A 24,464-nucleotide genomic window follows, 5' to 3' on the forward strand; every position below is an offset into this window, starting at 1 on the left:
GTGTCTTACTGCTGCGGGCGCAGCTTCATCAGGCCGGTGCGCACGGCCACGCAGACTTCCTCGTCGCGCTGGTTGATGCCGACGTGGCGGAAGGTCACGATGCCGGAGTCGTTGCGGCTCTTGGACAGGCGCGCGTTGACGATCTCGGTACGCACGCGGATGGTGTCGCCATGGAAGGTCGGCTTGGGGAACTTGATTTCCTGGAAGCCCAGGTTGCCCAGCGTGGTGCCCAGCGTGGTCTCGTAGACCGTGACACCCGCCACCAGTGCCAGCAGGAACATGCTGTTGACCAGCCGCTGGCCATAGATCGAGTCCTTGCAGTACTCGGCATCGATATGCAGCGGCGCGCAGTTGTACGTCAGCGCCGAGAACAGCACGTTGTCGGTCTCAGTGACGGTGCGGCGGATCGCGTGTTCGACCACCAGGCCCTCACGGCAATCTTCGAAATAAAGTCCGGCCATGTTCTTGTCTCCTTGGGGAAATCAGGTGTGAATGCAAGCGCTGGTTCACGCGCTAAAGGATTTGGCGAGCGCAAGAATGTCCTGCGCCGTCTTGACGTGGGCGATGTCGATGTGCTCGCCGTCGTAGATGGTTGAGGCACGCCCGTTGGCCTGCGCCTGCTCCAGCGCGGCGATCATGCCTTCGTAGTAGGCCACCTCTTCCGGCGACGGGCTGTAGACCTCGTTAGCGGTGGCGACATTGGACGGATGCAGCACCAGCTCGCCGCTCATGCCCAGGTTGCGGTCCAGCAGCGACGACTTCCTCAGGCCGTCCAGGTCGCGCACCTGCTGCCACACGCCGCCAATGGGCAGCTTGCCGGCGGCGCGCGCCGCCATCACCGCACGCGACTTCAGGTACAGCGTTTCGCGGCCGTCCGGGGTCCAGACATAGCCCAGCGCACGCGCCACATCCGCGTTCCTGGCGGTGCAGCCGCAGATGGCGCCGACGCGGTCGCGTTTGGCGATCTCATAGGCCAGCTCCAGCGCACGCGCGGTTTCCAGCAGCGGAATGACACGGGTCGAACCCAGTGCCACGCCGTTGCGGTATTCCGCCTCCGACAGCATCATCGACACGCAGTCGACATCCTCCGGCCCGATGGGCTTCGAGATCACGATGCCTTCCACATGGGGCCCGACCACGGCGACGATGTCCTCGAAGTCATAAAGGTGCGGGCTGCGGTTGATCCGCACGAACAGGCGCTGGCCCTGCTGCGCCAGCCACGCCAGCCTGGAGCGCACGATGCCGCGCGCCTCGACCTTCAGGTCGTGCGGCACGCTGTCTTCCAGATCCAGGATCAGCGCATCCGCACTGGCTGCTACCGATTTTTCGATCCAGTCTGGCTTGTTGCCCGGCACGAACATCATGGATCGCATCGGCTTCATGGCACTTACACTCATCCTCGTCTCCTGGTCACGATTTAAACGCCTTACAAACGTTAGATAAACATCGAAAATTTTTTGACCGCGAACCTGGCGGCTTTTGCAGTGGCCGCCAATGTCCCGGGATTGACTAGATGCTAGGTTGTCCAGGCGGTCGCACTCAAGTAGTGACTGGCGAACCACCGGTTCGCATTGCGCGAACCAGCCGGGATTTCCTTGCGCGTGCATGGCGGAACACTCCGGCACTCAGGCCGCGGGATGGCGCCTCGGCCACCACTGCAGACTGCGAAACTTGGCCACTACCTCGTTTCGCTGGTTATAGGCGCGACGCTCCAGTTCTATGATGCCGACGTCGGGGCGCGTGGGGTCGTCGCGCTTGTCCACCACCTCGCTCTCAGCGTGGATGGTGTCGCCAATGAAGACGGGCCGCGTGAACCGCACCTCGCTGAATCCAAGGTTCCCTGATACCAGGCCCTGCGCCGGTTCGGCTGCAGCGATGCCGGATACCAGCCCCAGCACGAAGATACTGTTGACGGCGCGGGTACCGTACAGCGCGGCTTCGGCGTACGCCTGGTCCACGTGCAAAGGCTCCGTGTTGTACGTCAGCGTGCTGAACAGGAGGTTATCGGCCTCGGTGATTGTCCTGTGGATGGCATGCCGGCAGGCGTCGCCGATGACAAACTGCTCGAAGTAGCGGCCGGTAACAGCGTCGGACATGATGCGTTCCCCTGAAAGGCGGGGCTTACGCGTCCGTAGGACGCCAAAGCCCCGTCACGTCTCAAGGGTAATCAGCAACGAGAAGCCGCGCCAAGTGATGTTCCGCGACGCGGCGATTCGCGATCGGCGATCTGGATCAACCGCCTGCGGTGGGGCTGGATTCGGACGGTGCCGGCTCAGGCTGCTCGGTCAGCTGGCGGATCAACGCGCGCGTTGCCGAAGTGATCGCCTTGCCCTTGCGCGTGCCGATGCGCACGCTGCGCGTAGCCCACGGCTCCGGAATCCGCAGCACGGTCGAGCGTGTCATGGCCTCGATCGGCACCATGCATTCGGGCAGGATGGTCACGCCAAGACCCGCCTCCACCAGGCTGCGCGCGGCCTCCGGGCCATTGATCGTGAACCTTGGGTGCACGACCTGGCCGAGCGCGCGCGCTGCGCGGTTCACGTCGGACATCAGCGTGGTGTTCGGGTGCATGGCAATGAACGGCTCGCGGATCAGGTCGGCGAATGCGACCTCGGGCTGCTCCCCAAGCGGATGACCACGCGGGACCAGCGCGACGAGGCGGTCGATGCGATACGGGAGACTGTCCAGTGGCTCATCGTCGATATCCGGACTGACGATATACACGGCCAGGTCGACATCGCCCGCCACCACCGCGCGCACGAGATTGGTATTGGCGTCCTGTTTCAGCTCCAGTTCGACCAGCGGAAAGTTACGTGAGAACTCGCCAATCTCGCGTGCCAGGTACTGGATGATGACGGCGCCCGTGGTGCCCACCGTGACATGGCCACGAATGCCTTCGGAGAATTCGCCGAGCTCCCGGCGCATGTCCTCCAGGTTCTCGAACAGCAGGCGCAAATGGCGCGCCAGGACTTCGCCGGCCGCGCTCGGCACCACGCCATTGGGATTGCGCTCGAAGAGCTGCACCCCGGCAATGTCTTCGAGATCCTGGATGCGCTTGGTCGCCGCGGACGCGGCGATGTTCTCGCGCAGGGCCGCGCGCCGGATCTGGCGCTCTTCCACCACGGTCAGGAACAGCCGCAGGGTAAACAGGTCGACCCGCCGGGTCAGGCCATGCACGCTCAGCGTGCTCATTGTGTCTCCTCCAATCCGGGAACCGGTCTGTCGCCCGGGCCAGGCGTCGCGCCCTCGCTGCATTGCAGCGTAGAGAGCATGCCTGACGTCGGGGGCGCCGGTTTACGTGAGCTGCGAATCGCAAAGCGAGTATAGCGTGATGTCCGGCGAGTCGCGGCTGCCTCTCGAGCGGGCCGCGGCGCCCGCTCAATGTACGGAACCGGATCGCGCCCCGGATTGACACGCCGGATGCTCACGAGGAATCTGCTCACCAAACCAGACCGCATCGCCATTGAGCGCGGGCCAGACGCGTCCAACACTTCGCCAGGGGAAACTCCCGTGACTACCACCCAACCCGATTCCATTACGCCGACCAACTGCCCTCCCCTTGAGCACGCCGTGGTTCGCCTCATCCAGGACCTGACGTTCGATCAGCTAGACGCTGCTGCGCATGCAGGGGTCAGCCGCCTCATGCGCGACCAGCTCGCCCTGCAGATCGGCACATCACAGATGCCCTGGTCGCGCCAGGTGCTGTCGTTCGCCACCGCCCAGCAACGCCCCGGCCGCAGCCGGGTAGCCGCCAGCACCGCCACCATGAGTGCCGCGGACGCCGCATTCGTCAACGCGGCCTATGGGCATGGCTTCGAGTACGACGATGCGCACGGGGCCAGCGCCAGTCATCCCGGCAGCTGCGTGATCCCCGCGGCGTTCGCGCTTGGCGAGGAACTGGGCTCGAGCCTGGAAGAGGTCATCACCGCGATCGTGGCCGGCTACGAGGTCTACACCCGGATCGGCGTCCTGGCAGCGCCGGACCTGCTCAAACGCGGCTATCACCCGCACGCCGTGCTGTCCAGCTTCGGTGCCGCGGCGGTCGTTGCCAAGCTGCGCAAGTTCGATGCGGAGACCACCCTGCACGCACTCTCCATCGCGCTGAGCCATGCGGCTGGCACTACGGAGTACACCTCTACCGGCGGATCGGTCAAGCGGGTGCACGCCGGCATCGGCACGCGCAACGGCATGGTCTCCGCGGATATGGCGCAAGCTGGCATCACGGGGCCTCGCTCCTTCCTGAGCGGCAACAAGGGGTTCTTCCGTACGTTCCTGCAGCGTGGCGCCGGCGAACGCCCCGAGGCGCGTTTCGGCCTCGACCAGCCATTCGAGATCGGCACGGTCTGGCTCAAGGCGTACTGCGCCTGCTATTGCACCCATGCGTATATCGACGCCATCCGCCCGTTCGCCGCGCGCCGCGCCGACATTGCCGACATCCAGGTCCGCATCCAGCCCGCCTTCAACGTGGTCGTCGGTACCGCCAATGCCAACGCCTACGAGCCGAAGAACATCGAGCACGTCCAGTTCAGCCTGCCAACGCAGATGGCATTCGCCGTGCTCGGCCTGGGCAATGGCTACAAGGTGCACCGCGACTACCTGGACGGCAAGCTCGACATGGGCCCGGTAGCGGAAGCCGCGCGCGGCATCGGCATCACCGAAGCGCCGGAACTCGAACAGCGCTACCCAGGCAAGTTCGTCGCCGATGTGACGGTGGCGTTCCGCGATGGCACGTCCGAGCAGGTGTTCGTTGAAAACCCGATCGGCTCACTGGCGAACCCGATGCCGGAAAGCGAGCAGGACGCGAAGTTCATGGAGCTGACCTCCGGCGTGCTTGGCGAAGACCGGGCGCAGACGCTCCTGGCCACGCTCAGGCAGATGGATCCACGCATCAAGGCCGCCGACCTGATGGCCCTGACGCACTAGGCAAGACCCGCCGCCCTGTCCGGATGGGCCGGGGCGGCCGCTTCACGATTGTTAGGAGACAAGCAATGCAGCACGACACCGCCAGCATCCCGTCCGGGAGCGACGTCGACACCCTCCAGCGGTTGATGTCGAATCGGTTCACATGCCGGGCATACCTGGCCAAACCTGTGCCAGAGCCGGTGATTCGAAGCATCGTCAACGTTGCGAAGAAGACCGCTTCCTGGTGCAACGTGCAGCCCTGGCACCTGGTCATCGGCTCGGTGGCGGCCACGGAGCGGTTTCGCAGCGCACTGGTCGAGCACGCCGCCGATGCCCCCGAGGTCGACTCGGACCTGCCCTTCCCTGAGGAATATCGCGGGGTCCACGCGCAGCGCAGGCAGGAAACGGGATACCGGCTCTATGAAGCGCTCGGGATCGAGCGTCACGACCGCGAGCGCCGCGCCAGCCAGAGCTTCGAGAACTTCAGGATGTTCGGGGCGCCGCACGTGGCGATCGTTACCACAGCTGCGGATCTCGGACCATACGGGGCGGTGGATTGCGGCGGCTTTGTCGCTTCCTTCCTGCTGGCTGCGCATGCGCACGGTGTCGCCACGACGCCACAGGCGGCACTGGCACGGCACGCCGGGTTCGTCCGCTCGCACTTCGGCATCGGCGACGACCGCAAGATGATCTGTGCCATCTCGTTTGGCTATGCAGATCCCGATCACGCAGCGAACAGCTTCCGGACGAGCCGGGCGCCTGACGAAGAGATCATGCGCCTGGTGTAACGGCCGACATTGCCCGGCAAGCAGGCGCCGGGATTCGTCGAATCGGACAAACCATCAAAGCAAACGAGCGAGCCGACCTGCGTCGGCTCGCACTCCATATCACCCGGCCTTTGCCTTGGCTTCCGTCAGGGCTACCAGCTTCTTCCACCGCTCCAGTTCAGCCGGTGCATTGGCGCGAACCGCGGCAGCATCCGCGATGTCGACCTCCAGTCCCTGCCCGATACAGTAAGACTTGAAAGCGGGCGTCGCGGCAGCCGCCGTCATGGCCTTGGACAGTTGCGTGACGATGGCAGGCGGTGTGCCCCGCGGGGCCATGACCCAGATCGGCGAGATCAGCTCATAGCCCTTCAGGCCGGCCTCGTCCATGGTCACGACACTCGTAAGCTGGCTCGAGCGCTGCAGGCTGGTGACCGCCAGCACGCGCAGGCGGCCCGCCTTGACCAGCGCCAGCGACGAGGCCACGCCGCCGAAGCCGACGTCGACCTGGCCGCTCGCCGTATCGACCGCGACCTGCGCCGGCCCCTTGTACGGGACGTGGGTCATTTCGATGCCGGCCATGCTGCTCATCAGCGCCGCCGCCATGTGGGACGTGGTGCCGTTTCCGGAGGATCCGAAGGACACGCTCCCGGGCTTGCGCCTGGCCGCTGCGATGACGTCCTGAACCGTGCGGAACCGCGAATTGGCCGCGGTAGTCAGCAGCAACGCCGACATGCCCAGCCGGGCGACCGGCTCGAAGTCCCTGACCGCATCGTACGGCGTCTTTTCGACCCACTGGTTCGAATAGTGCGCGGCGTACGTGCACAGCAGCGTGTAGCCATCCGGGGGCGCCTTCGCCACGAAATCGGTGCCGATGATCCCGCTTGCGCCAAGGCGGTTTTCCACGACAAACGGTGAGCCCAGGAGCTTCGTCAACTCAGCGCTCATGTAGCGCGCCACGACATCGCTGCCCGAGCCGGGGCTGACCGGCACGATGATTCGCACCGGGTGGGACGGATAGGCCTGGGCCAGCGCCGAAGCCGGGAACGATACCGGTACAGCCGCCAGCCCCGGCAGCGACTGCAGGAAGGTGCGGCGTGTCATCATCGCGTTGCCTCCTTCTGGAAGAGGCCAGCGGCGGCCAGGTGATCGAGCTCCTCTTTGGAAAGCCATTCCGCCAGTGCCTGCGCGGCGTTCTCCGGCGTCGCGGCAGCCGGGGGAACCGGATCGGCCGGGCTGGTGCGCGAAAAGCGCGGCGCCGGGCGCGGCTGCATCACGCCATCCACCTCAACGAAGGTGCCGCGCGCCTTCAGATGCGGATGCGCAAAGGCTTCTTCCTGGTCGAGCACGGGCGCAAAGCACACGTCGCTGCCTTCCAGCAGTTCGGTCCACTGCGCACGGGTTCGCGTCATGAACTGCGCCGCAAACACGCGGCGGGCGGTCGGCCAGTCGGCACGGTCCGCCTGCTTGCCCAGCGCAGACGCATCCAGTTCCAGCCGCTCGAGAAGCTGCTGATAGAACTTGGGCTCGATCGGACCGATCGACACGTATTTGCCGTCGGCGCACGCGTAGACATCGTAGAAAGGCGCTCCCGAATCCAGCAGGTTGGTGCCCCGGTCCGGCCCCGTCAGGCCTGCCGCGCGCAGCCCGGTATGCACGGTCAGCAGCGACGCCACGCCATCGACGATGGCGGCATCCACGACCTGGCCCTTGCCGGAGGAACGTGCCTCCAGGAGGGCACTCACGATACCGAGTGCGGCATAGACCGAGCCGCCCGCATAGTCGCCAACGACATTGAGCGGTACCGTCGGCGCCTGGCCCTCGCGCCCGATCGCATTGAGCAGTCCGGTGATGGCGATGTAGTTGATATCGTGCCCTGCCGTCTGGGCCAGCGGCCCATCCTGGCCCCAGCCCGTCAGCCTGCCGTATACCAGCTTCGGATTGCGCGCAAGGCACGCGTCAGGACCGAGCCCGAGCCGCTCGGTGACACCGGGGCGGAACCCCTCGATCAGGGCGTCAGCCTTGTCGATCAGGGAACGCACCAACTCCAGATCCGCCGGATCCTTCAAGTCGACCTGAATCGACTTGCGGTTGCGCAACACCAGATCAAACTGCAGCGGCCGTGACAGGCCCAGCCCCGATGGCTCTTTCCGGTCAACGCGGATGATGGTCGCGCCGAGGTCTGCAAGCAACATGGCGCAAAAGGGAGCCGGCCCGATTCCCGCCAGCTCCACGATGCGCACTCCAGCAAGTGGTCCCACTATTGTCTCCTGGTATCTGGATCGTGTTTTCGCGCACGACTGCAATGGGCGCGAAAGCGTCCGCGCCTCCGAGAGGCGGCACGTTCCGATCGTGCGCCCAGTCCCCCCGGAACTCAACTTGCCAGCCCACGGCGTTCCGTGCATCGAAACGTCCGCCTGTACTCAAAGCACGGAACGGTGCGCCAGCGCTGATTGCCGGGCCCGCTGGCCGGGCCTATCTTCGAGGCATAGCAGAGGAGACTGTATGTTCAGCAGAAGGCATTTCCTGACATCCGTGGCGTCACTAGGGGCCGCCGTTTGCGCGCCGACGGCCTTTTCACAGCAATACCCGTCGCGGCCGATTCGCATTGTGGTGCCGGCCTCGCCGGGCACGGCGGTCGACATCACCGCGCGATTCGTCGCCGAGGCGCTGGCAAAGGGCCTGAAGACCCCGGTCATGGTGGACAACCGCGCCGGCGCCGGCGGCCTTATCGGCACCGACGCCGTTGCCAAGGCGGCCGGTGACGGGTATACGCTGCTGTTCGCCGGTGTTCCGCACCTGACCACGCGGTGGTTTGTCGATGGCCCGGTCACATTCGATCCGGTCAAGGACTTTGTTCCGCTTGCCAGGGTGAGCAGTTCCGCGCTGTGCATCGTGGTCAAGGCCGATTCGCCCTACAAGACCTTGGGCGACCTGATCGCGGCCATGAAGCGCAAGCCGGGCGAGATCACGTTTTCATCCGGGGGAGCGGGCAGCACCTCTCATCTTTGCTCCGTGATGCTGAACGACCTGACGAAGACGCGCGCAAAGCATGTCCCTTACAAGGGTAACGGCCCCGCCGTGACAGACGTCATCGCCGGCCAGGTGGACTTCACCAGCCAGGGGGCACCAAGCGTGGTGCCGATGGTCAAGGCAGGGAAGCTGCGCGGGCTCGCCGTCACCAGCCCCGGGCGATGGCTCGAGATCCCGGATGTTCCGACCGCGGCGCAGGCTGGGGTTGCGGGCTTCCAGGTGGCGTCGTGGATCGCGGCCCTGGCACCTGTGGCGACGCCGGCGCCAGTCGTGGAACGCCTGTCCGACGAACTGTTCGTATCGCCCAGTCGTCCGCGTTCAAGGCGTTCTGCGCGCATCAGTCGATGTACGTCGACATCGCGGATCGCCGCCAGTTTCTCTCTGAGTTGCCGAAGGAGGATGCGCACTGGAAGCGAATCTCGCAACTTTCGAAAGAATCCTGACGTTGCGACCCGCAGGCGAACCGGCGTCAAGGCCGGATCATGAGTACTGGAATCGTATAAGCCTTGCCGCGCCGCATCAAATGACAAACCACGACGTCCCGATTCGTTACCCGCGAATCCGTGGCACGCGGTGCGTTCGCATTCCGGTAATCGTGGCCTCGCCAATCGGCATTTGAGCCGCGCGGTTGGCGCCCTTACCATCAGTCTCAGCGGTATGGAAAACGCAGCGCACGCCGGCGCGGAAAAGAGAACCGATAAGCACGCCACCGGCAGCGGCGCACGGAAAGGGCAAGCATTCATGACACGTCCCGCGCAAATCACGATGACCCTGGAGCCGGGCCTGCATGTGCTTCGCGCCTTCCGTGCCGAACGTACGCCACTGACAAATGCCGAACTCGTCAGGCGCACTGGCTTGTCCAAAGCAACGGTATCGCGCCTGACCACCACCCTGGTCGCGCTGGGCTTTATTCGCCGCGTAGCCGGCAGCACGCAGTTCGAACTGGCATCGGGTTCTCTCGACATCGGGGACACCTACCTGGAAACCAACCCCGTCACCGAGCGCGTGCATCCATTCATGCAGGCGTTGGCGGACCGGCTCAACGTGTCCGTCTCGCTCGCCGTGCCCGACCAGCTCGATATGCTGTACATCGCGCATCGGACCAGTTCCCGCATTTCGACCCTGCGCCTCGGCGTCGGATCGCTGCTTCCGATGGGTTGGACGGCGAGCGGCCGAGCCTGGCTATGGGGCTTGCGGACTGACGACCGGCATGACTATCTGGAAGCCCTCAAGCATGCCGCCGGCGCGCGTGCCGGCGAACTCGAACGCGGCATCGGGGCGGCCTTCCAGGATCTCCAGACCCTTGGCGTATGCACGTCCCTGGGCACCTATCAGCGCAACGCATATGGGATTGCACTTCCGGTCACGGTGGGACGTTCGGCAACACTGATGTCGCTGAGTTGCGGCGCCGTTGCGCTTGAGCCGGACATGACCGCCATTACACAACGTATCGCGCCAATGCTGAAAGCCGCGGCAGCCGAGCTTGTCGACCTGCTTCGGGATACCGATGCACAGATCTGATGGTGGACGGGGTCCACCATCGCGCCATCAGTGATGCACGCTGAGCCGCTCCTCCAGGGCATGCGCTGTCGCGGCCAGCCTGGGGCCCAGTTCCCTCTCCACCCTCGCGCGGTTCATGCTGCGGCCGACACAGGCCAGCACCACCGACGGATGCCCGGGCACGCGGACGGGCACCGCAACCGAAGCCAGCTCGCGACCGCAAAACGACATGCAGAAGCCGAACTCGTGAAGCTGTGACATGCCTTCGGCCATCTGCCTGCGCAGCGCTGGCCAGTCCCGGCCGCTCTTGCGTTCGACGTTGCTTTGGAGGTAGAAGCGCTCCTGTTCAGGCAACGCGGCAAGAAGCGCCCAGCCCATCGGGGACGAAGCGATCGGCACGCGGATCCCTGTCGCAAGGTGGGTGTCGAGCTGCACGTTCTTGCCAGCCTGCGATTCGTTGACGATGACATCGAGCCGGTCGCGCGTTCCCAGAATGACGTGGGTATCACTGGCATCGGCAAACCTCTGCATTTCAACGCGGGCGGCGTGTTGCACCCCATCGCCTGCCACAGCCGCGTAGCCAAGGGTCAATGCGGCCGCGGCGAGCCGGTATTTGCGCTGGGTCTCGTCATAGCGCAAATACCCCAACGCCGCCAGGGAATGCACCATCCGGGACACTGTGGGTGCCGGCAGGCCCGTCTCCACGGCAATCTCATGATTGCCCATCCACGGCTGTGCCGCACTGAATGCGGACAGCACAGCCAGGCCTCGGGCCAGTGGAACCACCCTCACGTCTCCCTTGGCGACATCCCGTCTCGTTTGCATCATGGCTGCGTCTCCGTCACACACGTCAGGTAGCTTGCGGACGCCGGATGAAGCTGGCCTGCATGCGACATGCGCTGCCGGACCTGTTCGTCGTTCCCTGGAGGCGGAGCCCGCTTACTCTGAATCGATGCTAGTGGAGCGGCCCGGTTGCGCTCAAGTAGTCACTGGCGAACCGGGGAATCGCGTAGCGCGAATTGCCATGGTGCGACGGCGTTGTCAGACGATGCCTGCCTTGCGCATGGCTTGCACCTGCGCGCGGTCAAAGCCGACCTCGGCAAGGACTTCTTCGGTGTGCTCACCGACCGTGGGCGGCCGCCGCGCAACCTCAGGCGGGGTGCGCGACAGCACCGCTGGCGGGGCCACGATCGGCGCCTTGCGCGGCAGGCCGGGATAGTCGAGCCAGATGTAAGCGCCGGACTCCTGGATCGACGCATCATCCAGTGCCTCGCGCGGGGAATAGATCGGCGCTGCCGGGATCTTGGCCTTCTCCAGTTCCCGCAGCGCGTCATCGCGGGTGCGGCTGGCGCACCATTTGCCCATCAGGTCGCTCAAGAACTCACCGTGCTCGCCACGCCGCAGGTCGTCGCTGAAGCGGGGATCGTCCACCAGCTCCGGCGCGCCGATCAGGTTGGCCCAGCGCCGGAACAGCGGCTGCCCGATCACCTGGGCGATGATCCAGCCGTCGGCCACGCGGAAGATGTCCGAGGGCCCATAGGAGGGGCTGCGGTTGCCCATCGCCTGCCGGTCGATGGCAAGCGCCGCTTCCTCGATCAGCGCGCCGCTGGACAGGTTCAGCGCCGTCTGCAGCAGCGACGCCTCGACGCATTGCCCGCGCCCGCTGTTGCGCCGCTCATAGAGCGCCATCACCGTGCCGAGCGCGCACGACAAAGCCGTGGAAAAGTCGACGACAGGCACCATCGCCTTGGTGGGGCTGTCGGGCGTGCCCGACATATAGACTGCACCGCTCATCGCCTGCCCCACCCCGTCGAAGCCGACCCGGTGGCCCGCGCCTTCATGCGAGCCGAAGGCCGTCGAAGCGGTCAGGATGATGCCCGGATTGATCGCGCTCAGCGTCGCATAATCCAGCCCCAGGTTCGCCAGCGTTTTCGGCGGCATGTTCGCCACCACCACGTCGGCCGTCTCCACCAGGCGGCGCACCACCTCGCGGCCCTCCTCGCTGTCGATGTCCAGCGTGATCGAGCGCTTGTTGCGGTTGCACTGCAGGAACAGCGCCCCCTCCCCCGAGTCCGTGACCGGCACGATGAACCGGTCTTCGCTGCCACCTACCCGATCGATGCGGATGACGTCGGCACCGTAGTCCGCGAGCAGCGCTGCGCAGAAAGGGCCGGCAATGAAGCGTCCGAAATCGAGGACGCGGATACCTTCAAGCACCTTGGACATCTTTGTTCGTTTCCATATTTGACTGGCTGCCGCGCCCGCATAAGGCGGGGCCTGGTGGAATCGATCGTGACCGTCGGCCCCTTGCCAGTCAATCAAGGCGCCCGAGGCGTTCCGTACTTCGGAAATGCCGTGCGGGGGCGATGCGGAAACGGGCGCGCCGCGCCGCCCGGATCAGGCCACCGAGCGGCGCTGCTCGGGCGAGCGATGCAGTGCCAGCCGCCGCGCGGCATCCATCGTCAAGCCAAAGCGATCGTAGAAAGCAGAGTCGAGGTCGCTATTGGCAGGCCAGCCGGCAAAGCGCCCAAGATTGGACATCGCGACGTCGCCCGCCATGGCTTCGAACAGCACCCGCATCAGCCGTTGCGTGCGGCAAAGATCGGTCAGGGCCGTGCCCTGGGAGAACAGCGTGCGGCGCACCTGCGCAGTCGAAATATCCAGCCGTTCGGCGATAAAGGCCGCGCTCCAGGCGTACTGCGGCTGCAGGAATACCCGCTTGCAGATGCGGTGATGCAGCGATGCCTGCACGGCGGCCGGCACCATGCCCTGGATCTCCAGGCTACAGGCGGCTGGCTGCACGCTGCTTCCGTCCAGGTGCAGGTCGATGGCTTCGAAGGGGGCGATGGCAGCCTCCTGCCCCGGCGACAGCAGGCGTTCGTACCCGCGCCGCCTGATCACCAGCCTGCCGTGCGTGACGGCGACCGTTAGCGGAAAGGCCAGCAACAGCCGCTGCAGGCTGACGTGCATGTGGCATTGCAGATGAACGCGCATGTTGGCTCGGAAGGTGGTGAGGGACGATGCGACGATGGATATCATCGCCGCAAGGCCGATTTCCTGCCTGTGCAATTTCCGAACGCCCCGTTCGCCGCCACCACAGCGTGCCGCGCCCTTCCCGCTCAGGCCGTGGTCGTGCGCGGAAACACCGGAGCGCGCTTCTCGCGGAACGAGGCAACGCCTTCCCTGACCTCGGGGCCGCCGAAGCCGAACATCTCCAGCGCCAGCGAAGCATCGAAGGTCGGGCCTGCCTGGCGCAGCCAGTTGTTCAGCGCATACTTGGTCCAGCGGATCGCCGACGGCGCGCCATTGGCCAGACGCGTGGCGATCGACACCGCCGTGTCCTGCAGCTCTGCCTCATCCACGGCCAGCGACACCAGGCCCATCTGCTCCGCCTTCTCGCCGCTCACCGGCTCGCACAGCAGCAGGTGGTACTTGGCCTTGGCCATGCCGCACAGCAGCGGCCACACAATCGCGGCGTGGTCGCCGGCGGCAACGCCGAGGCGCGTATGGCCATCGACCAGCCGCGCGGTGCGCGCCGCCACCGAGATATCAGCCAGCAGCGCTGCAACCAGCCCGGCACCGACAGCGGAGCCGTGGATGGCCGAAACGATCGGCTTGGAGCAGTTGATGATGTTGTAGACCAGGTCCTTCGACTCGCGCCAGACGCGGGCGCGCGCGTCGAAGGAGTCGATCATCTCTTCGACCATCTCGAAGTCGCCACCGGCGGAAAAGGCCTTGCCCGCGCCGCACAGCACCACCGCGCTCACGCTCGGGTCGGCATCGATATCGCGCCACACGCGGGCAATCTCGTCATGGCCGCGCGCATCCAGCGCGTTCAGGCGCTCGGGACGGTTCAGCGTGATGCGCAGTACGCCCTCGCCGGGGCGGTCAAACGCCAGGCTCGAATAGTTCTCATAGGCCGCGCCCGCGGCGGCATTGCTTTTCGACATGGAATCTCCTGAATAAAAGTGCGGGGGCGTGTCCAGCGAACAAGGAAATACACACGCTCCCGTCAATCAATGACGCCCTCACGGCGGCGTCAATGCGCGGCAGCGGCGCGAATCTCTTCAAGTGCCGGCGGGTTGTCCAGCGCGGACAGGTCGCCGGCAGGCAGGCCGGTGTAAACGCTGCGGATCACGCGGCGCATGATCTTGGAGCTGCGCGTCTTCGGCAGCTGCGCGACCACGTGGACCACGGACGGGCGGAACGGGCGCCCCAGCCGGCCGTCGACATGTTTGCTGACAGCGGCCGCCAGTGCCTCGTTCGACTGCGTCATGGCAGCCGATGGCACCAGGAACACGACCAGCTTCTGCCCCTTGACCGGATCCTCCACGCCGATCGCGGCGGCTTCGGCGATCTCGGGCAGTTCGAGCAGCACGTCCTCGATCTCGGCCGGGCCAAGGCGCTTGCCCGCCAGCTTGATGGTGTCGTCGGAGCGGCCCATCATGAACCAGGTGCCGTCGTCGCGGCGCAGCGCCAGGTCGCCGTGCACCCAGATGCCCGGCACGGTGTGCCAGTAGGTGTCGAGATAGCGCTCGTCGTCCTGCCAGAACGACTGCGTCATGCCGACGAACGGCCGGCGGATCGCCAGCTCGCCCACGGTGTTGGTCAGCGACTTGCCATCCGCATCCACAACGTCGGCGGCCACCGACGGCGAGGCGGTATTGAACCCGGCCGGGCTGATCGGCTTGACGATCACGCTGGATAGCAGCGCCCCGGATACCTCGGTACCGCCGGTGTAGTTGATGACCGGGCGGCGGCCACCGCCGAACGCCTTCTGGAACCAGAGGAAGTGTTCAGGATCGATGCCCTCGCCGGCCGTGATCAGCAGCCTGACCGTCGACGTATCGCCTTGCGTGGCGATGGCCTCGTTGGCGGCCAGGCCCCGGATCAGCGTCGGCGCCGAGCCGAAGTGCGTCACGCCGTAGCGTTCGACGATGCGCGACATGCGCGACCAGTCCGGGTAATCCGGTGCGCCGTCATAGCACACCAGCGTCGCGCCGCGCAGCAGCGCACACGACATCACCAGCGTGCCGGCGACCCAACCCATGTCCGCCGGCCAGCAGAACACATCCTTCGGGCTGACATTGAAATGGATGGCCGAATCGTGCGCGATCTTCATCGGGAAGCTGCCGTGGGTATGCACGGTGCCCTTGGGCTTCCCGGTGGTGCCGGAGGTATAGATGATCATGAAGGGATCGTCCGGCGACATCCGCTCGGGCGCGGCATCCGGCTGCGCGCTGGCCACCTGCCGCCAGTCCAGTACCTTGTCGCCGAAGGCGATCGCTTCGCCCGCATGCTTCCAGACCGTGGTGCCGATGTCCGGCAGGCGCGACAGCGCCTCGTCGACCAGGCTGCGCGTATCAACCCACTTGCCCCGGCGGGAGAAGCCGGTGGTGGCCACCAGCGCGCTGGCCGAGCACGACGACAGGCGCGACACGATCGCATCGACGCCGAAGCCGCTGAACAGCGGCACGGTCACCGCGCCGATCCAGGCGATGGCCAGCGAGGTCACTGTCGCCTCGACGCCGTTTTCCATCAGCAGGCCAACGCGGTCGCCGCGCTTGACGCCGAGCGCCTTCAGGCCGCCGGCAAAGCCGGCCACCTTGCGCGCCAGCTCGGCATAGCTCAGTTGCTCGACCGCGCCGCCCTCTTTCTCGGCCACCACGGCGGTGTGCGATGCCATCGCGGGATCGTCCGCCCACTTGAGCGCGGACTTGACCCAGTTGAGCTGCCCGCCCGGGAACCACTTCGGGAACGGCTTGCCCTTGGAAGCGTCCACGTACTGCACGTACGGAACGTCCCACACCATCCCGCAGAAGTCGATGACGGCGTCCCAGTAGGCGTCGGGCTTCTCGTTGGAGAAGGCCAGCAGTTCGTCGTAATCCTTCAGGCCCAGGCGCGCGACCAGCGCCGACACGTTCGCCGTGGCGATATCGTCTCCCGTAGGGATCCAGTCATTGTGCAGAGAGTCACTCATCGAAAATCCAGCGTATGGGTTGCACGGTTGCTGCGGCGCGATGTGGTCAAGACAGTTCATGCTGTATCAGGAGCGCCATCGCATAGGTCCAGCGTGCGCGACGCACCGAGGCAAGTCAATCAACGCAGCGGTGTTGTGCCGTACTTTGGAATGCCGTGGCGCGGTCCGGAGCGCCGCGCCTGCCCGCGGCCCGGACAATGGCTTCCAGAGCACGGAACGCGGCCCCGGCCCCGGCCCGCTAAGCCTCACTGCCGACATCGCGCAGCAGCACCATCAGCTCCACCGCTGCGGTCGTCAGTTCCGGCACGATGCGCGCCCGGATCGCATCGACGTCCGGCCGGAGTTCGACCGCCCCGCAGTTCAGCGCCATCAGCGTGTCCGCGCGCCCCACCCTGAGCGGCAGCGCGATGCCATAGGCATTGCGCTGGTATTCGCCGACCGACATGCACACGCCGCTCGTGCGCAGGTCCTCGAACGCCGCCTCGATGTTCTTCTGCACCTCTTCGGCCTGCGGCCCCGCTGCCTCTACCACGGATGCAATGTAGCCAGCCCGGGTGTCCTCGGGCAATCCCCACAGCCACGCCCGCCCGATCGCCGTCAGCCCCATCGGCAACAGCGATCCTGTGCCCAGCCGCAGCGTGGCGATGCGCGTGCTGGTGCGATACGCGACATAGAGCATGTCGAGCTGGTCGGGCACCGCCAGCGCCACCGAAACGTTGAGGCGGTCGGCCAGCTGCTGCATGAACGGATGGGCCAGCCGCGTGACCGCGTTGGTTTCCAGGTAGGCGTGGCCAATGCCGAGCGGGCCGCTGGCCAGCTCGAATTGCGGCCCGCCCGCCACGCGGCGCAGGAAGCCCATGCTGACCAGCGTCATGGTCAGGCGCGACACCGTGGACTTGGACAGGCCCGTCCGGCGCACCAGTTCGCCGTTGGTCAGGGGCACGCGCTCCGCGCGGAAGGCGCGCAGTACCTGGAGGCCACGCTCCAGCGTCATGGTGACGGGTGAGGAAGGATTCATTGCGACTCCGTACAGCTTGCAGAAGGGAACATCGTCACGCGCGCGCACGCGCCTGCATCCGCACCCCTCGTCCCTTACGGTTGTTAGGTCCATTCTGGCAGCAAGGACCGCCAGCTTCCATGAGGTTTACCCGCACCGGCAGGTACTCCAAGTGTCTTCAATTTCATTGCACGGCACAGTTGTCGCATGGGATTTGACGCCATCGCACGACATCTCACAGACTCCGCACACATACAAGACCACAACGGAGGAGCCCTATGAAGAGTCGGTATTACGCAGCAGTGCTGTTGTCCATGGCTGCACCATTCGCCGCCGCGCAATCGTCCGTCACGCTGTATGGCGTCGCGGATATCGGGTTGGAATACCTGAGCCACGCCAATGCCGCCGGCGACAAGCTGTTTCGCATGACGTCCGGCAACGTGTCGGGCTCGCGCTGGGGCTTGCGCGGCGTGGAGGACCTGGGCAGCGGCATGAAAGCGGTCTACGCGCTGGAGAGCGGCTTCGATCTCGACAGCGGTGTATCCAGCCAGGGCGGCCGCTTGTTCGGCCGCCAGGCGTTCGTGGGCCTGGACCACAAGTGGGGCCGCGTCACGCTCGGCCGGCAGCAGAACGCCCTCTTCGACCTGCTGATCAACTATGAACCGATGGTGCTGGCGGCACGCTATTCGGCGCTGTCGATCGATACCAACCTTGCGGGCCGCTACGACAACACGGCCAAGTACACGGGCAAGTTCGGCCCCGTCACCGCAACCGCCCTGTACAGCTTTGCCCGCGGTACCAGCATCACCAGCGGCGGCACCACGTCGCTCGGCACCGAGGTACCCGGCGACGTCAAGAGCGACCGTGCGTTTGGCGGCGGCCTGGAATACGCCGGCGGCAACTTCGGCGCCACCGTGATCTATGACCAGCAACAAGGCACGCGTGGCATCACCGGACAGAGCTCCGGCCAGACCGACCGGCGCATCGCGGCGGCGGCCAACTTCAGCTTCGGCAGCTCGACGGTTTTGTCCGGCTATCGCTGGTTCAACGGCGATATCGGTGTCGCGCGTCGCAACGACCTGTTCTGGCTGGGCTACCGTTTCCAGGCCACGCCCGCCCTCACCCTGACCGGCGCGGGCTACTACCTGAATAACCGGCGTAACGGACAGGATCCGTGGATGCTGGTCGCGTCGGCCAATTACGCCTTGTCCAAGCGCACCGATGCCTTCCTGAACGTGGGGTACGTGCGCAACAAGGACAACTCCAACCTTGGCCTGAACGGCTTCGGCAGCACCATCACGCCGGGCGAGAACCAGACGGGGGTCATGGTCAATATTCGCCATAAGTTCTGACGGATTGGCTCCGGCCGTGTCGCTTCAATGCGGCGCGACCGGGGCAACCAGACAAGAAGCAGAAAAGGGAAGAGGTAAAGGGAACTGGCGCCTGCTCGCGTGTCATACCGCGACCAGGCGCAATTTTTTTGGGCTCGTCACCGATTTCCGGCGTGAACGAAGGTCACTTGCCGACCCAACCCGGCCGGTGGACGAATCATCAAGGTGTAATCTAGGGAGACGCCTACCGCTGCAGCGTCGATGCTGCGTAAATGCCGTGGCGCAAATGGCGTTCTGAGCGCATCCTGCCCGGTTGTGGCGGACGAATGTGGCGTCCTCTTGGCCCAACGCCGGGCAGCAGCCTGCAGCAAAGTGCAAGATGAACCCTTCACATGGTTTCAGCGCCGATGGGTAACAGCCTAAGCATTCAAATCTTGTGGGAGGACGGCGAGCGCGTCTTCTGTCGAGGCCAGCGCCCGGGCAATAGCGGCGCCGACAACGTTCTGATTGTGCGGCCCGCCGCCGACTATCCATCGTCCGCCAGCCTCGATCGCCTCGCTCACGAATTCAGGCTGAAGGATGAACTCGATAGCGCGTGGGCGGTGCGGCCGCTGGAGCTTCTGCGCGAAGACGGCCGGACCTTATTGGTGCTCGAGGATCCGGGGGGGGAGCCGCTCGAGCGGCTGCTCGCCGCGCCCATGGAGGTGGGGAGTGTCTTGCACTTCGCCGTCGGCATCGCGGCGGCGCTGGGCCAACTCCATCAGCGCGGCCTCGTCCATAAGGACCTCAAGCCCGCCCATATCCTCGTGAACTGCACGGACGGACGGGCGCGGCTCACCGGCTTCGGCATCGCCTCGCGGCTGCCGCGCGAGCACCAGGCGCCCGAGCCGCCCGAAACCATTGCCGGCACGCTCGCCTACATGGCGCCCGAACAAACCGGTCGGATGAATCGCTCCATCGATTCGCGCAGCGACCTCTATTCGCTCGGCGTCGTGCTCTACCAGATGCTCACCGGCGCGCTGCCTTTTTCGGCGGCCGACCCGATGGAATGGGTGCACTGCCATATCGCCCGAAAGCCGGTGCCGCCCAGCGAGCGCCTGACGCCGGTACCGGCTCCGCTCTCCCACATCGTCATGAAGCTGCTCGCCAAGACGGCCGAGGAGCGCTACCAGACCGCGGCCGGCGCCGAGCAGGATCTGCGACGCTGCCTCGCTGGCTGGGAGCGCGATCGCCAGGTCGATGCGTTCCCGCTGGGGGAACACGACACGCCCGACCGGCTGGTGATCCCCGAGAAGCTGTACGGCCGGGAGCGCGAGGTCGATACGTTGCTCGCGGCCTTCGACCGCGTGGTCACAAGCGGCGCAACGGAACTGGTGCTGGTCTCGGGGTATTCCGGCATCGGAAAAACCTCCGTCGTCAATGAGTTGCACAAGGTGCTGGTGCCGCCGCGGGGGCTCTTTGCATCCGGCAAGTTCGACCAGTACAAGCGCGACATTCCCTATTCGACGCTGGTGCAGGCTTTCCAGAGCCTGGTGCGGCCGCTGCTCGGCAAGCGGGACACCGAACTGGCGAGCTGGCGCGGCGCGCTGCTGGAGGCCCTGGAGCCGAATGCGCGGCTCATGACCGACCTCATCCCCGAGCTGAAGCTCATCACGGGTGACCAGCCGCCGGTGCCGGAGCTTGAGCCGCAGCAGGCGCAAAGCCGCTTTCAGCTCGTGATTCGCCGATTCATTGGTGTTTTCGCCCGGCCGGAACATCCGCTGGCTCTCTTCCTCGATGATCTTCAATGGCTCGACGCGGCGACGCTCGACTTGCTGGAGGATCTGCTGACACGGTCGGACCTGCAGCACCTGATGGTGATCGGCGCCTATCGGGACAATGAAGTCGATGCCGCGCATCCGTTGATGCGCAAGCTGCAAGCCATCAGGAACGCTGGCGGGAAGGTAGAGGAGATCGCGCTTGCACGGCTTGCCCGTGAACATCTCGGGCAGTTGATTGCGGATTCGGTTTGCTGCGAACCGGCGCGCGTCGCGCCGCTGGCGCAGCTGGTGCATGAGAAGACCGCCGGCAATCCGTTCTTCGTGATTCAGTTTCTCTACTCGCTCGCCGAAGAGGGCTTGTTCCACTTCGATCATGACGCGATGTGCTGGGCCTGGGATCTCGATCGCATTCACGCCAAAGGTTACACCGACAATGTCGTGGATCTGATGGTCAGCAAACTGAGCCGCTTGCCAGTCGAAACACAACACGCGGTGCAGCAGCTTGCCTGCCTCGGCAACATCGCCGAGATCCCGATATTGTCGACCGTTCTCGCGACCTCGGAGAAGCAGGTCCATACGGTTCTCTGGGAGGCCGTCCGTCAGGAACTGGTCGAGCGCCTGGAGGGCTCTTACAAGTTTATTCATGACCGTGTCCAGGAAGCCGCCTATTCACTGATCCCGAAAGCAATGCGCGCTGAGGTCCATCTCCGGATCGGTCGCCTGCTCGTCACGCGAACTCCCGCCGAGAAGCGGGAGGAGGCGATCTTCGAGATCGTCAATCAGCTCAACCGCGGCGCTGCGCTGATCACGCAGCAAGAGGAACGGGACCAACTCGCCGAGCTCAACCTGATTGCGGGAAAGCGGGCCAAGGGGTCCACCGCCTATGCCTCGGCGCTCACCTATCTCAATATCGGCGTGGCGCTCTTGGCGGAGGATAGCTGGGACCGCCACCACGAGATAATCTTCGCGCTGGAGCTGAACCGGGCCGAATGCGAATTCTTGACCGGCGAGTTATCTGTTGCGGACGAGCGCCTGGCGGCACTGTCAGATCACGCCACGACGACGGTCGAACAAGCCATCGTCGCGTGCTTGCACATGGATGTCTGCCTGGTCCTCGATCAGAGCAGCCGCGCCATTATCGTCGGCCTCAGTTGCCTCCGGCACTTCGGTATCGAGTGGTCGCCCCATCCGAAAGACGAAGCGGTACGACGCGAATACGAGCGCATCTGGTCAACCCTTGGGGACCGGGCAATCGACGATCTTATCGATTTGCCGCTGATGGAGGACCCGGCGTCCCTGGCAACCATCGATGTTCTGATGAAGCTCTGGACGCCGGCCTTGTACACCGATGAGAACCTGGCTTCCCTGACCATCTGCAAGGCGGTCAGTCTGAGCCTTGAGCGCGGCAACTGCGATGCTTCCTGTTTCGCCTATGTCATTCTCATCAGAATCGCAGGACCGCATTTCGGCGACTACAAGGCCGGATTCCGATTCGGCCAGCTAGGCTACGACCTCGTCGAACGGCGCGGGCTAAAACGCCTCGAGGCGAGAACCTTTGTTTGCTTCGCGCTTTTTGTCGTGCCCTGGATGAAACACGTGGGGGCTTGCCGTGATCTGCAGCGCCGCGCTTTCGAAGCGGCGAACCGCGTCGGTGATCTCCAGTATGCCGCCTACACGCGCAACGATCTGAACTCGAACCTTATTTTTTCCGGCGAGTCGCTGTCCGAGGCGCAAACCGAAGCCGAACACGGCCTCGCGTTCGCGGAGAAGTCGCGGTTCGGCCTTGCCATTGACATCATCTCAACGCAAGTCGCGCTGATTCGGACTCTCCGGGGACTCACGCCAGAATTTGGTTGCCTTGACGATAGTCAGTTTGATGAACTTCGGATCGAGCGCCGTTTTTCAGAGAATCCGGAACTGGCGATTGCCGCGTGCTGGTACTGGATCCGGAAGTTGCAGGCGCGCTGTATCGCCGGCGACCATGCGACGGCCATGGACGCCGCAGCGATGGCGCAAGGGCTGCTCTGGACCACGGCCTCGTTCTTCGAGGAAGCCGAATATCACTTCTACGGCGCGTTGTCCCACGCCGCCTGCTGCGATTCCGGACTAGCCCACGAGCGACAACAACACCTGGATGCTCTGGCTACGCATCACAGGCAACTGAAGGTCTGGGCGGAGAATTGCCCGGAAAATTTCGAGAACCGCGCCGCGCTGGTGGGCGCGGAGATTGCCCGGATCGAAGACCGCAATTTTGATGCGATGCGCCTTTACCAACAGGCCATCCGCTCGGCACGCGCAAACGGCTTTCTGCACATCGAGGCGCTTGCCAACGAACTCGCCGCGCGATTCTACGCGGCGCGTGAATTCGAGGTCATCGCCGAGACCTATTTGCACAACGCTCGCTACTGCTACCTGCGTTGGCGAGCCGAGGGGAAGGTGCGGCAACTCGAGCAGATGTATCCGCACCTCAGAACGAAAGAGCTCGCGCCCGGCCCAACGGGCACGATCGCGACGCCGGTCGAACACCTCGATCTCGCGACCGTGATTAAGGTGTCGCAGGCGGTCTCGGGAGACATCGTCCTGGAAAAGCTGATCGAGATGGTCATGCGTACGGCGATTGAACAGGCAGGCGCCGAACGAGGTCTGTTGATTCTTCCGGACGGCGGCGAACAACGGATAACCGCGGAAGCGACGACTGGCGGCGAAACTGTCGTCGTGCATCTACAGGACGAGCCCGTGACCGCGGCGGTGCTGCCGGAGTCTGTCCTCTATTACGTCCTGCGGACCCGGGAGAGCGTGATCCTCGACGATGCCGTGGCCGATCCATCGTTTGCTGCAGATCCTTACATTGGTCAGCAACGTGCTCGTTCCATTCTCTGCTTGCCGTTGATGAATCAGGCGAAGCTCACTGGTGCGCTTTACCTCGAAAACAATCTCACTACGCGCGTGTTCACCCCCGCTCGCATCGCCGTACTGAGGCTGGTGGCCTCGCAGGCCGCGATCGCGCTGGAAAACGCCCATCTGTACCACGAACTCGTGGAGCGCGAAGCGAAGATCCGGCGCCTCGTCGACGCCAACATCATCGGGATCATCGTCTGGAATGCCGGTGGTGACATCCTTGAGGCCAATGACGCATTTCTTCGCATGGTGGGATACGCGCGTGACGATCTCGTCGCAGGTTGCGTACGCTGGAGGGATCTGACACCGCCGGAATGGCGCGAGGGCGACGAACGAGCGCTACGAGAGATCGGGGAGACGGGGCGCGCGCAGCCCTTCGAGAAAGAGTTTGTCAAAAAGGACGGCAGCCGCGTGCCCGTCATGGTCGGTGCGGCCACGTTCGAAGCAAGTCGGAAGGAAGGTGTCGCTTTCGTGCTCGATCTGACCGAGCGCAAGCAGGCGGAGGAAAGCGTCCGCGAGAGCGAGCGACGCTATCGCGAGGTGCAGACGGAATTGGCACATGCGAACCGCGTCGCCACGATGGGGCAGCTCGGGTCCTCGATTGCTCACGAAATCAAGCAGCCGATCGCCGCGACGGTGACCAATGCCCAGGCTGCGCTGCGGTGGCTGAGCGCCCAGCCGCCTGACCTGGAGGAGATTCGGCAGGTGCTCAGCCGTATCGTCAACGACGGCAATCGAGCGCTTGCCGTGATTGGCCGCATCCGTGAACTGGTCAAGAAAGCGCCACCACTGAAGGAACCGTTGGACATCAACAAGGCAATCCACGAAGTGATTGAGCTCACCCGTGGGGAAGCACGGAAGCACGGCGCCTCAGTGCAGACGCATCTCGCGGACCGATTACCGCTCATTCAAGGAGATCGGGTCCAATTGCAGCAAGTCCTCCTCAACTTGCTCATCAACGCGATGGAGGCTATGGGGGGTGTCGGCGACGGCGTGCGGGAATTGCTGATCAGTACGGGGGATGACGCGGACGCTGGCTGCGTGCTCGTGGCGGTGAGCGATTCGGGGCCAGGCTTTGCCCCACACAGCGCCGAGCACATTTTCGCCCCCTTCTACACGACCAAGTCCACCGGCTTGGGGATGGGGCTGTCCATCTGCCGTTCGATCATCGAAGCACACGGCGGCCGATTGTGGGCGAGCGCGAACGTGCCCCGCGGCGCGATCTTTCGGTTCACGGTGCCCGCCCATCCAGCCGTTTCAGCGTGATACGCAGCGAACGGGCCAGATAGCGGCCCCGAA

The 24,464-nt window shown here is 64.8% G+C and carries 18 protein-coding genes; 6 read left to right on the forward strand and 12 right to left on the reverse strand.

Annotated features, from left to right (window positions below; all coding sequences use genetic code 11):
• Positions 1 to 5: 5 nt before the first annotated feature.
• From AC10V3_RS28005 to AC10V3_RS28020, 4 genes are all read right to left on the reverse strand, one after another.
• Positions 6 to 461, reverse strand: coding sequence for a MaoC family dehydratase (locus tag AC10V3_RS28005; protein ID WP_022538615.1), 456 nt, complete (start codon positions 459 to 461; stop codon positions 6 to 8).
• Between the two features lie 45 nt (positions 462 to 506).
• Positions 507 to 1,397 carry an HpcH/HpaI aldolase/citrate lyase family protein gene (locus AC10V3_RS28010; RefSeq protein WP_041681781.1) on the reverse strand — a complete coding sequence of 297 codons (891 nt, stop codon included), beginning with the start codon at positions 1,395 to 1,397 and terminating at the stop codon, positions 507 to 509.
• 228 nt (positions 1,398 to 1,625) lie between these two features.
• Positions 1,626 to 2,096, reverse strand: a complete 471-nt coding sequence (locus tag AC10V3_RS28015; RefSeq protein WP_022538617.1) for a MaoC family dehydratase — start codon at positions 2,094 to 2,096, stop codon at positions 1,626 to 1,628.
• A gap of 136 nt (positions 2,097 to 2,232) precedes the next feature.
• A complete protein-coding gene (locus AC10V3_RS28020) occupies positions 2,233 to 3,192 on the reverse strand; it encodes a LysR family transcriptional regulator (protein ID WP_022538618.1) in 960 nt (319 codons plus the stop codon).
• Positions 3,193 to 3,510: 318 nt separating this feature from the next.
• On the opposite strand from AC10V3_RS28020, the gene AC10V3_RS28025 reads away from it, so the two are divergent.
• Both AC10V3_RS28025 and AC10V3_RS28030 read left to right on the forward strand, forming a co-directional pair.
• Positions 3,511 to 4,923 (forward strand): MmgE/PrpD family protein, encoded by a 1,413-nt coding sequence (locus AC10V3_RS28025; protein ID WP_022538619.1) that lies wholly within the window; start codon positions 3,511 to 3,513, stop codon positions 4,921 to 4,923.
• 65 nt (positions 4,924 to 4,988) lie between these two features.
• The gene (locus AC10V3_RS28030) at positions 4,989 to 5,690 is read left to right on the forward strand and encodes a nitroreductase (RefSeq protein WP_022538620.1); all 702 of its coding nucleotides are present in this window, start codon (positions 4,989 to 4,991) and stop codon (positions 5,688 to 5,690) included.
• A 99-nt stretch (positions 5,691 to 5,789) separates the two neighbouring features.
• On the opposite strand, the gene AC10V3_RS28035 is transcribed toward AC10V3_RS28030, so the two are convergent.
• Complete coding sequence (locus AC10V3_RS28035) at positions 5,790 to 6,773, reverse strand: Bug family tripartite tricarboxylate transporter substrate binding protein (RefSeq protein ID WP_022538621.1); 984 nt, start codon at positions 6,771 to 6,773, stop codon at positions 5,790 to 5,792.
• On the reverse strand, positions 6,770 to 7,927 hold the full coding sequence (locus AC10V3_RS28040; protein WP_022538622.1) for a CaiB/BaiF CoA transferase family protein: 1,158 nt from the start codon (positions 7,925 to 7,927) through the stop codon (positions 6,770 to 6,772). Before AC10V3_RS28040 ends, AC10V3_RS28035 begins: the two co-directional genes overlap by 4 nt.
• 244 nt (positions 7,928 to 8,171) lie before the next feature.
• Here AC10V3_RS28040 and AC10V3_RS28045 point away from each other — a divergent pair, with 244 nt between their 5' ends.
• Both AC10V3_RS28045 and AC10V3_RS28050 read left to right on the forward strand, forming a co-directional pair.
• Positions 8,172 to 9,185 carry a Bug family tripartite tricarboxylate transporter substrate binding protein gene (locus tag AC10V3_RS28045; protein ID WP_490923775.1) on the forward strand — a complete coding sequence of 338 codons (1,014 nt, stop codon included), beginning with the start codon at positions 8,172 to 8,174 and terminating at the stop codon, positions 9,183 to 9,185.
• Positions 9,186 to 9,440: 255 nt separating this feature from the next.
• A complete protein-coding gene (locus AC10V3_RS28050; protein ID WP_490924321.1) occupies positions 9,441 to 10,220 on the forward strand; it encodes an IclR family transcriptional regulator in 780 nt (259 codons plus the stop codon).
• A gap of 27 nt (positions 10,221 to 10,247) precedes the next feature.
• Here AC10V3_RS28050 and AC10V3_RS28055 read toward each other — a convergent pair whose 3' ends face one another.
• The 6 genes from AC10V3_RS28055 to AC10V3_RS28080 all read right to left on the reverse strand — a co-directional run bounded on the left by AC10V3_RS28055 (position 10,248) and on the right by AC10V3_RS28080 (position 17,197).
• Entirely contained in the window at positions 10,248 to 11,027 is a 780-nt protein-coding gene (locus tag AC10V3_RS28055) for an IclR family transcriptional regulator (RefSeq protein ID WP_022538625.1), read from the reverse strand.
• 213 nt (positions 11,028 to 11,240) lie between these two features.
• Complete coding sequence (locus tag AC10V3_RS28060) at positions 11,241 to 12,425, reverse strand: CaiB/BaiF CoA transferase family protein (RefSeq protein ID WP_022538626.1); 1,185 nt, start codon at positions 12,423 to 12,425, stop codon at positions 11,241 to 11,243.
• A 171-nt stretch (positions 12,426 to 12,596) separates the two neighbouring features.
• The gene (locus AC10V3_RS28065; RefSeq protein WP_490923776.1) at positions 12,597 to 13,193 is read right to left on the reverse strand and encodes an AraC family transcriptional regulator; all 597 of its coding nucleotides are present in this window, start codon (positions 13,191 to 13,193) and stop codon (positions 12,597 to 12,599) included.
• Positions 13,194 to 13,318: 125 nt separating this feature from the next.
• Complete coding sequence (locus tag AC10V3_RS28070) at positions 13,319 to 14,149, reverse strand: enoyl-CoA hydratase/isomerase family protein (protein WP_022538628.1); 831 nt, start codon at positions 14,147 to 14,149, stop codon at positions 13,319 to 13,321.
• Between the two features lie 89 nt (positions 14,150 to 14,238).
• The gene (locus AC10V3_RS28075; RefSeq protein ID WP_454753115.1) at positions 14,239 to 16,179 is read right to left on the reverse strand and encodes an AMP-binding protein; all 1,941 of its coding nucleotides are present in this window, start codon (positions 16,177 to 16,179) and stop codon (positions 14,239 to 14,241) included.
• A 238-nt stretch (positions 16,180 to 16,417) separates the two neighbouring features.
• Positions 16,418 to 17,197, reverse strand: coding sequence for an IclR family transcriptional regulator (locus AC10V3_RS28080; protein ID WP_022538630.1), 780 nt, complete (start codon positions 17,195 to 17,197; stop codon positions 16,418 to 16,420).
• Positions 17,198 to 17,454: 257 nt separating this feature from the next.
• Here AC10V3_RS28080 and AC10V3_RS28085 point away from each other — a divergent pair, with 257 nt between their 5' ends.
• Both AC10V3_RS28085 and AC10V3_RS28090 read left to right on the forward strand, forming a co-directional pair.
• Positions 17,455 to 18,528, forward strand: a complete 1,074-nt coding sequence (locus AC10V3_RS28085; RefSeq protein WP_022538631.1) for a porin — start codon at positions 17,455 to 17,457, stop codon at positions 18,526 to 18,528.
• A 371-nt stretch (positions 18,529 to 18,899) separates the two neighbouring features.
• A complete protein-coding gene (locus AC10V3_RS28090; RefSeq protein WP_490923777.1) occupies positions 18,900 to 24,431 on the forward strand; it encodes a trifunctional serine/threonine-protein kinase/ATP-binding protein/sensor histidine kinase in 5,532 nt (1,843 codons plus the stop codon).
• Positions 24,432 to 24,464: the final 33 nt, after the last annotated feature.

The sequence above is a fragment of the Cupriavidus sp. PB-02 genome (assembly GCF_058252315.1).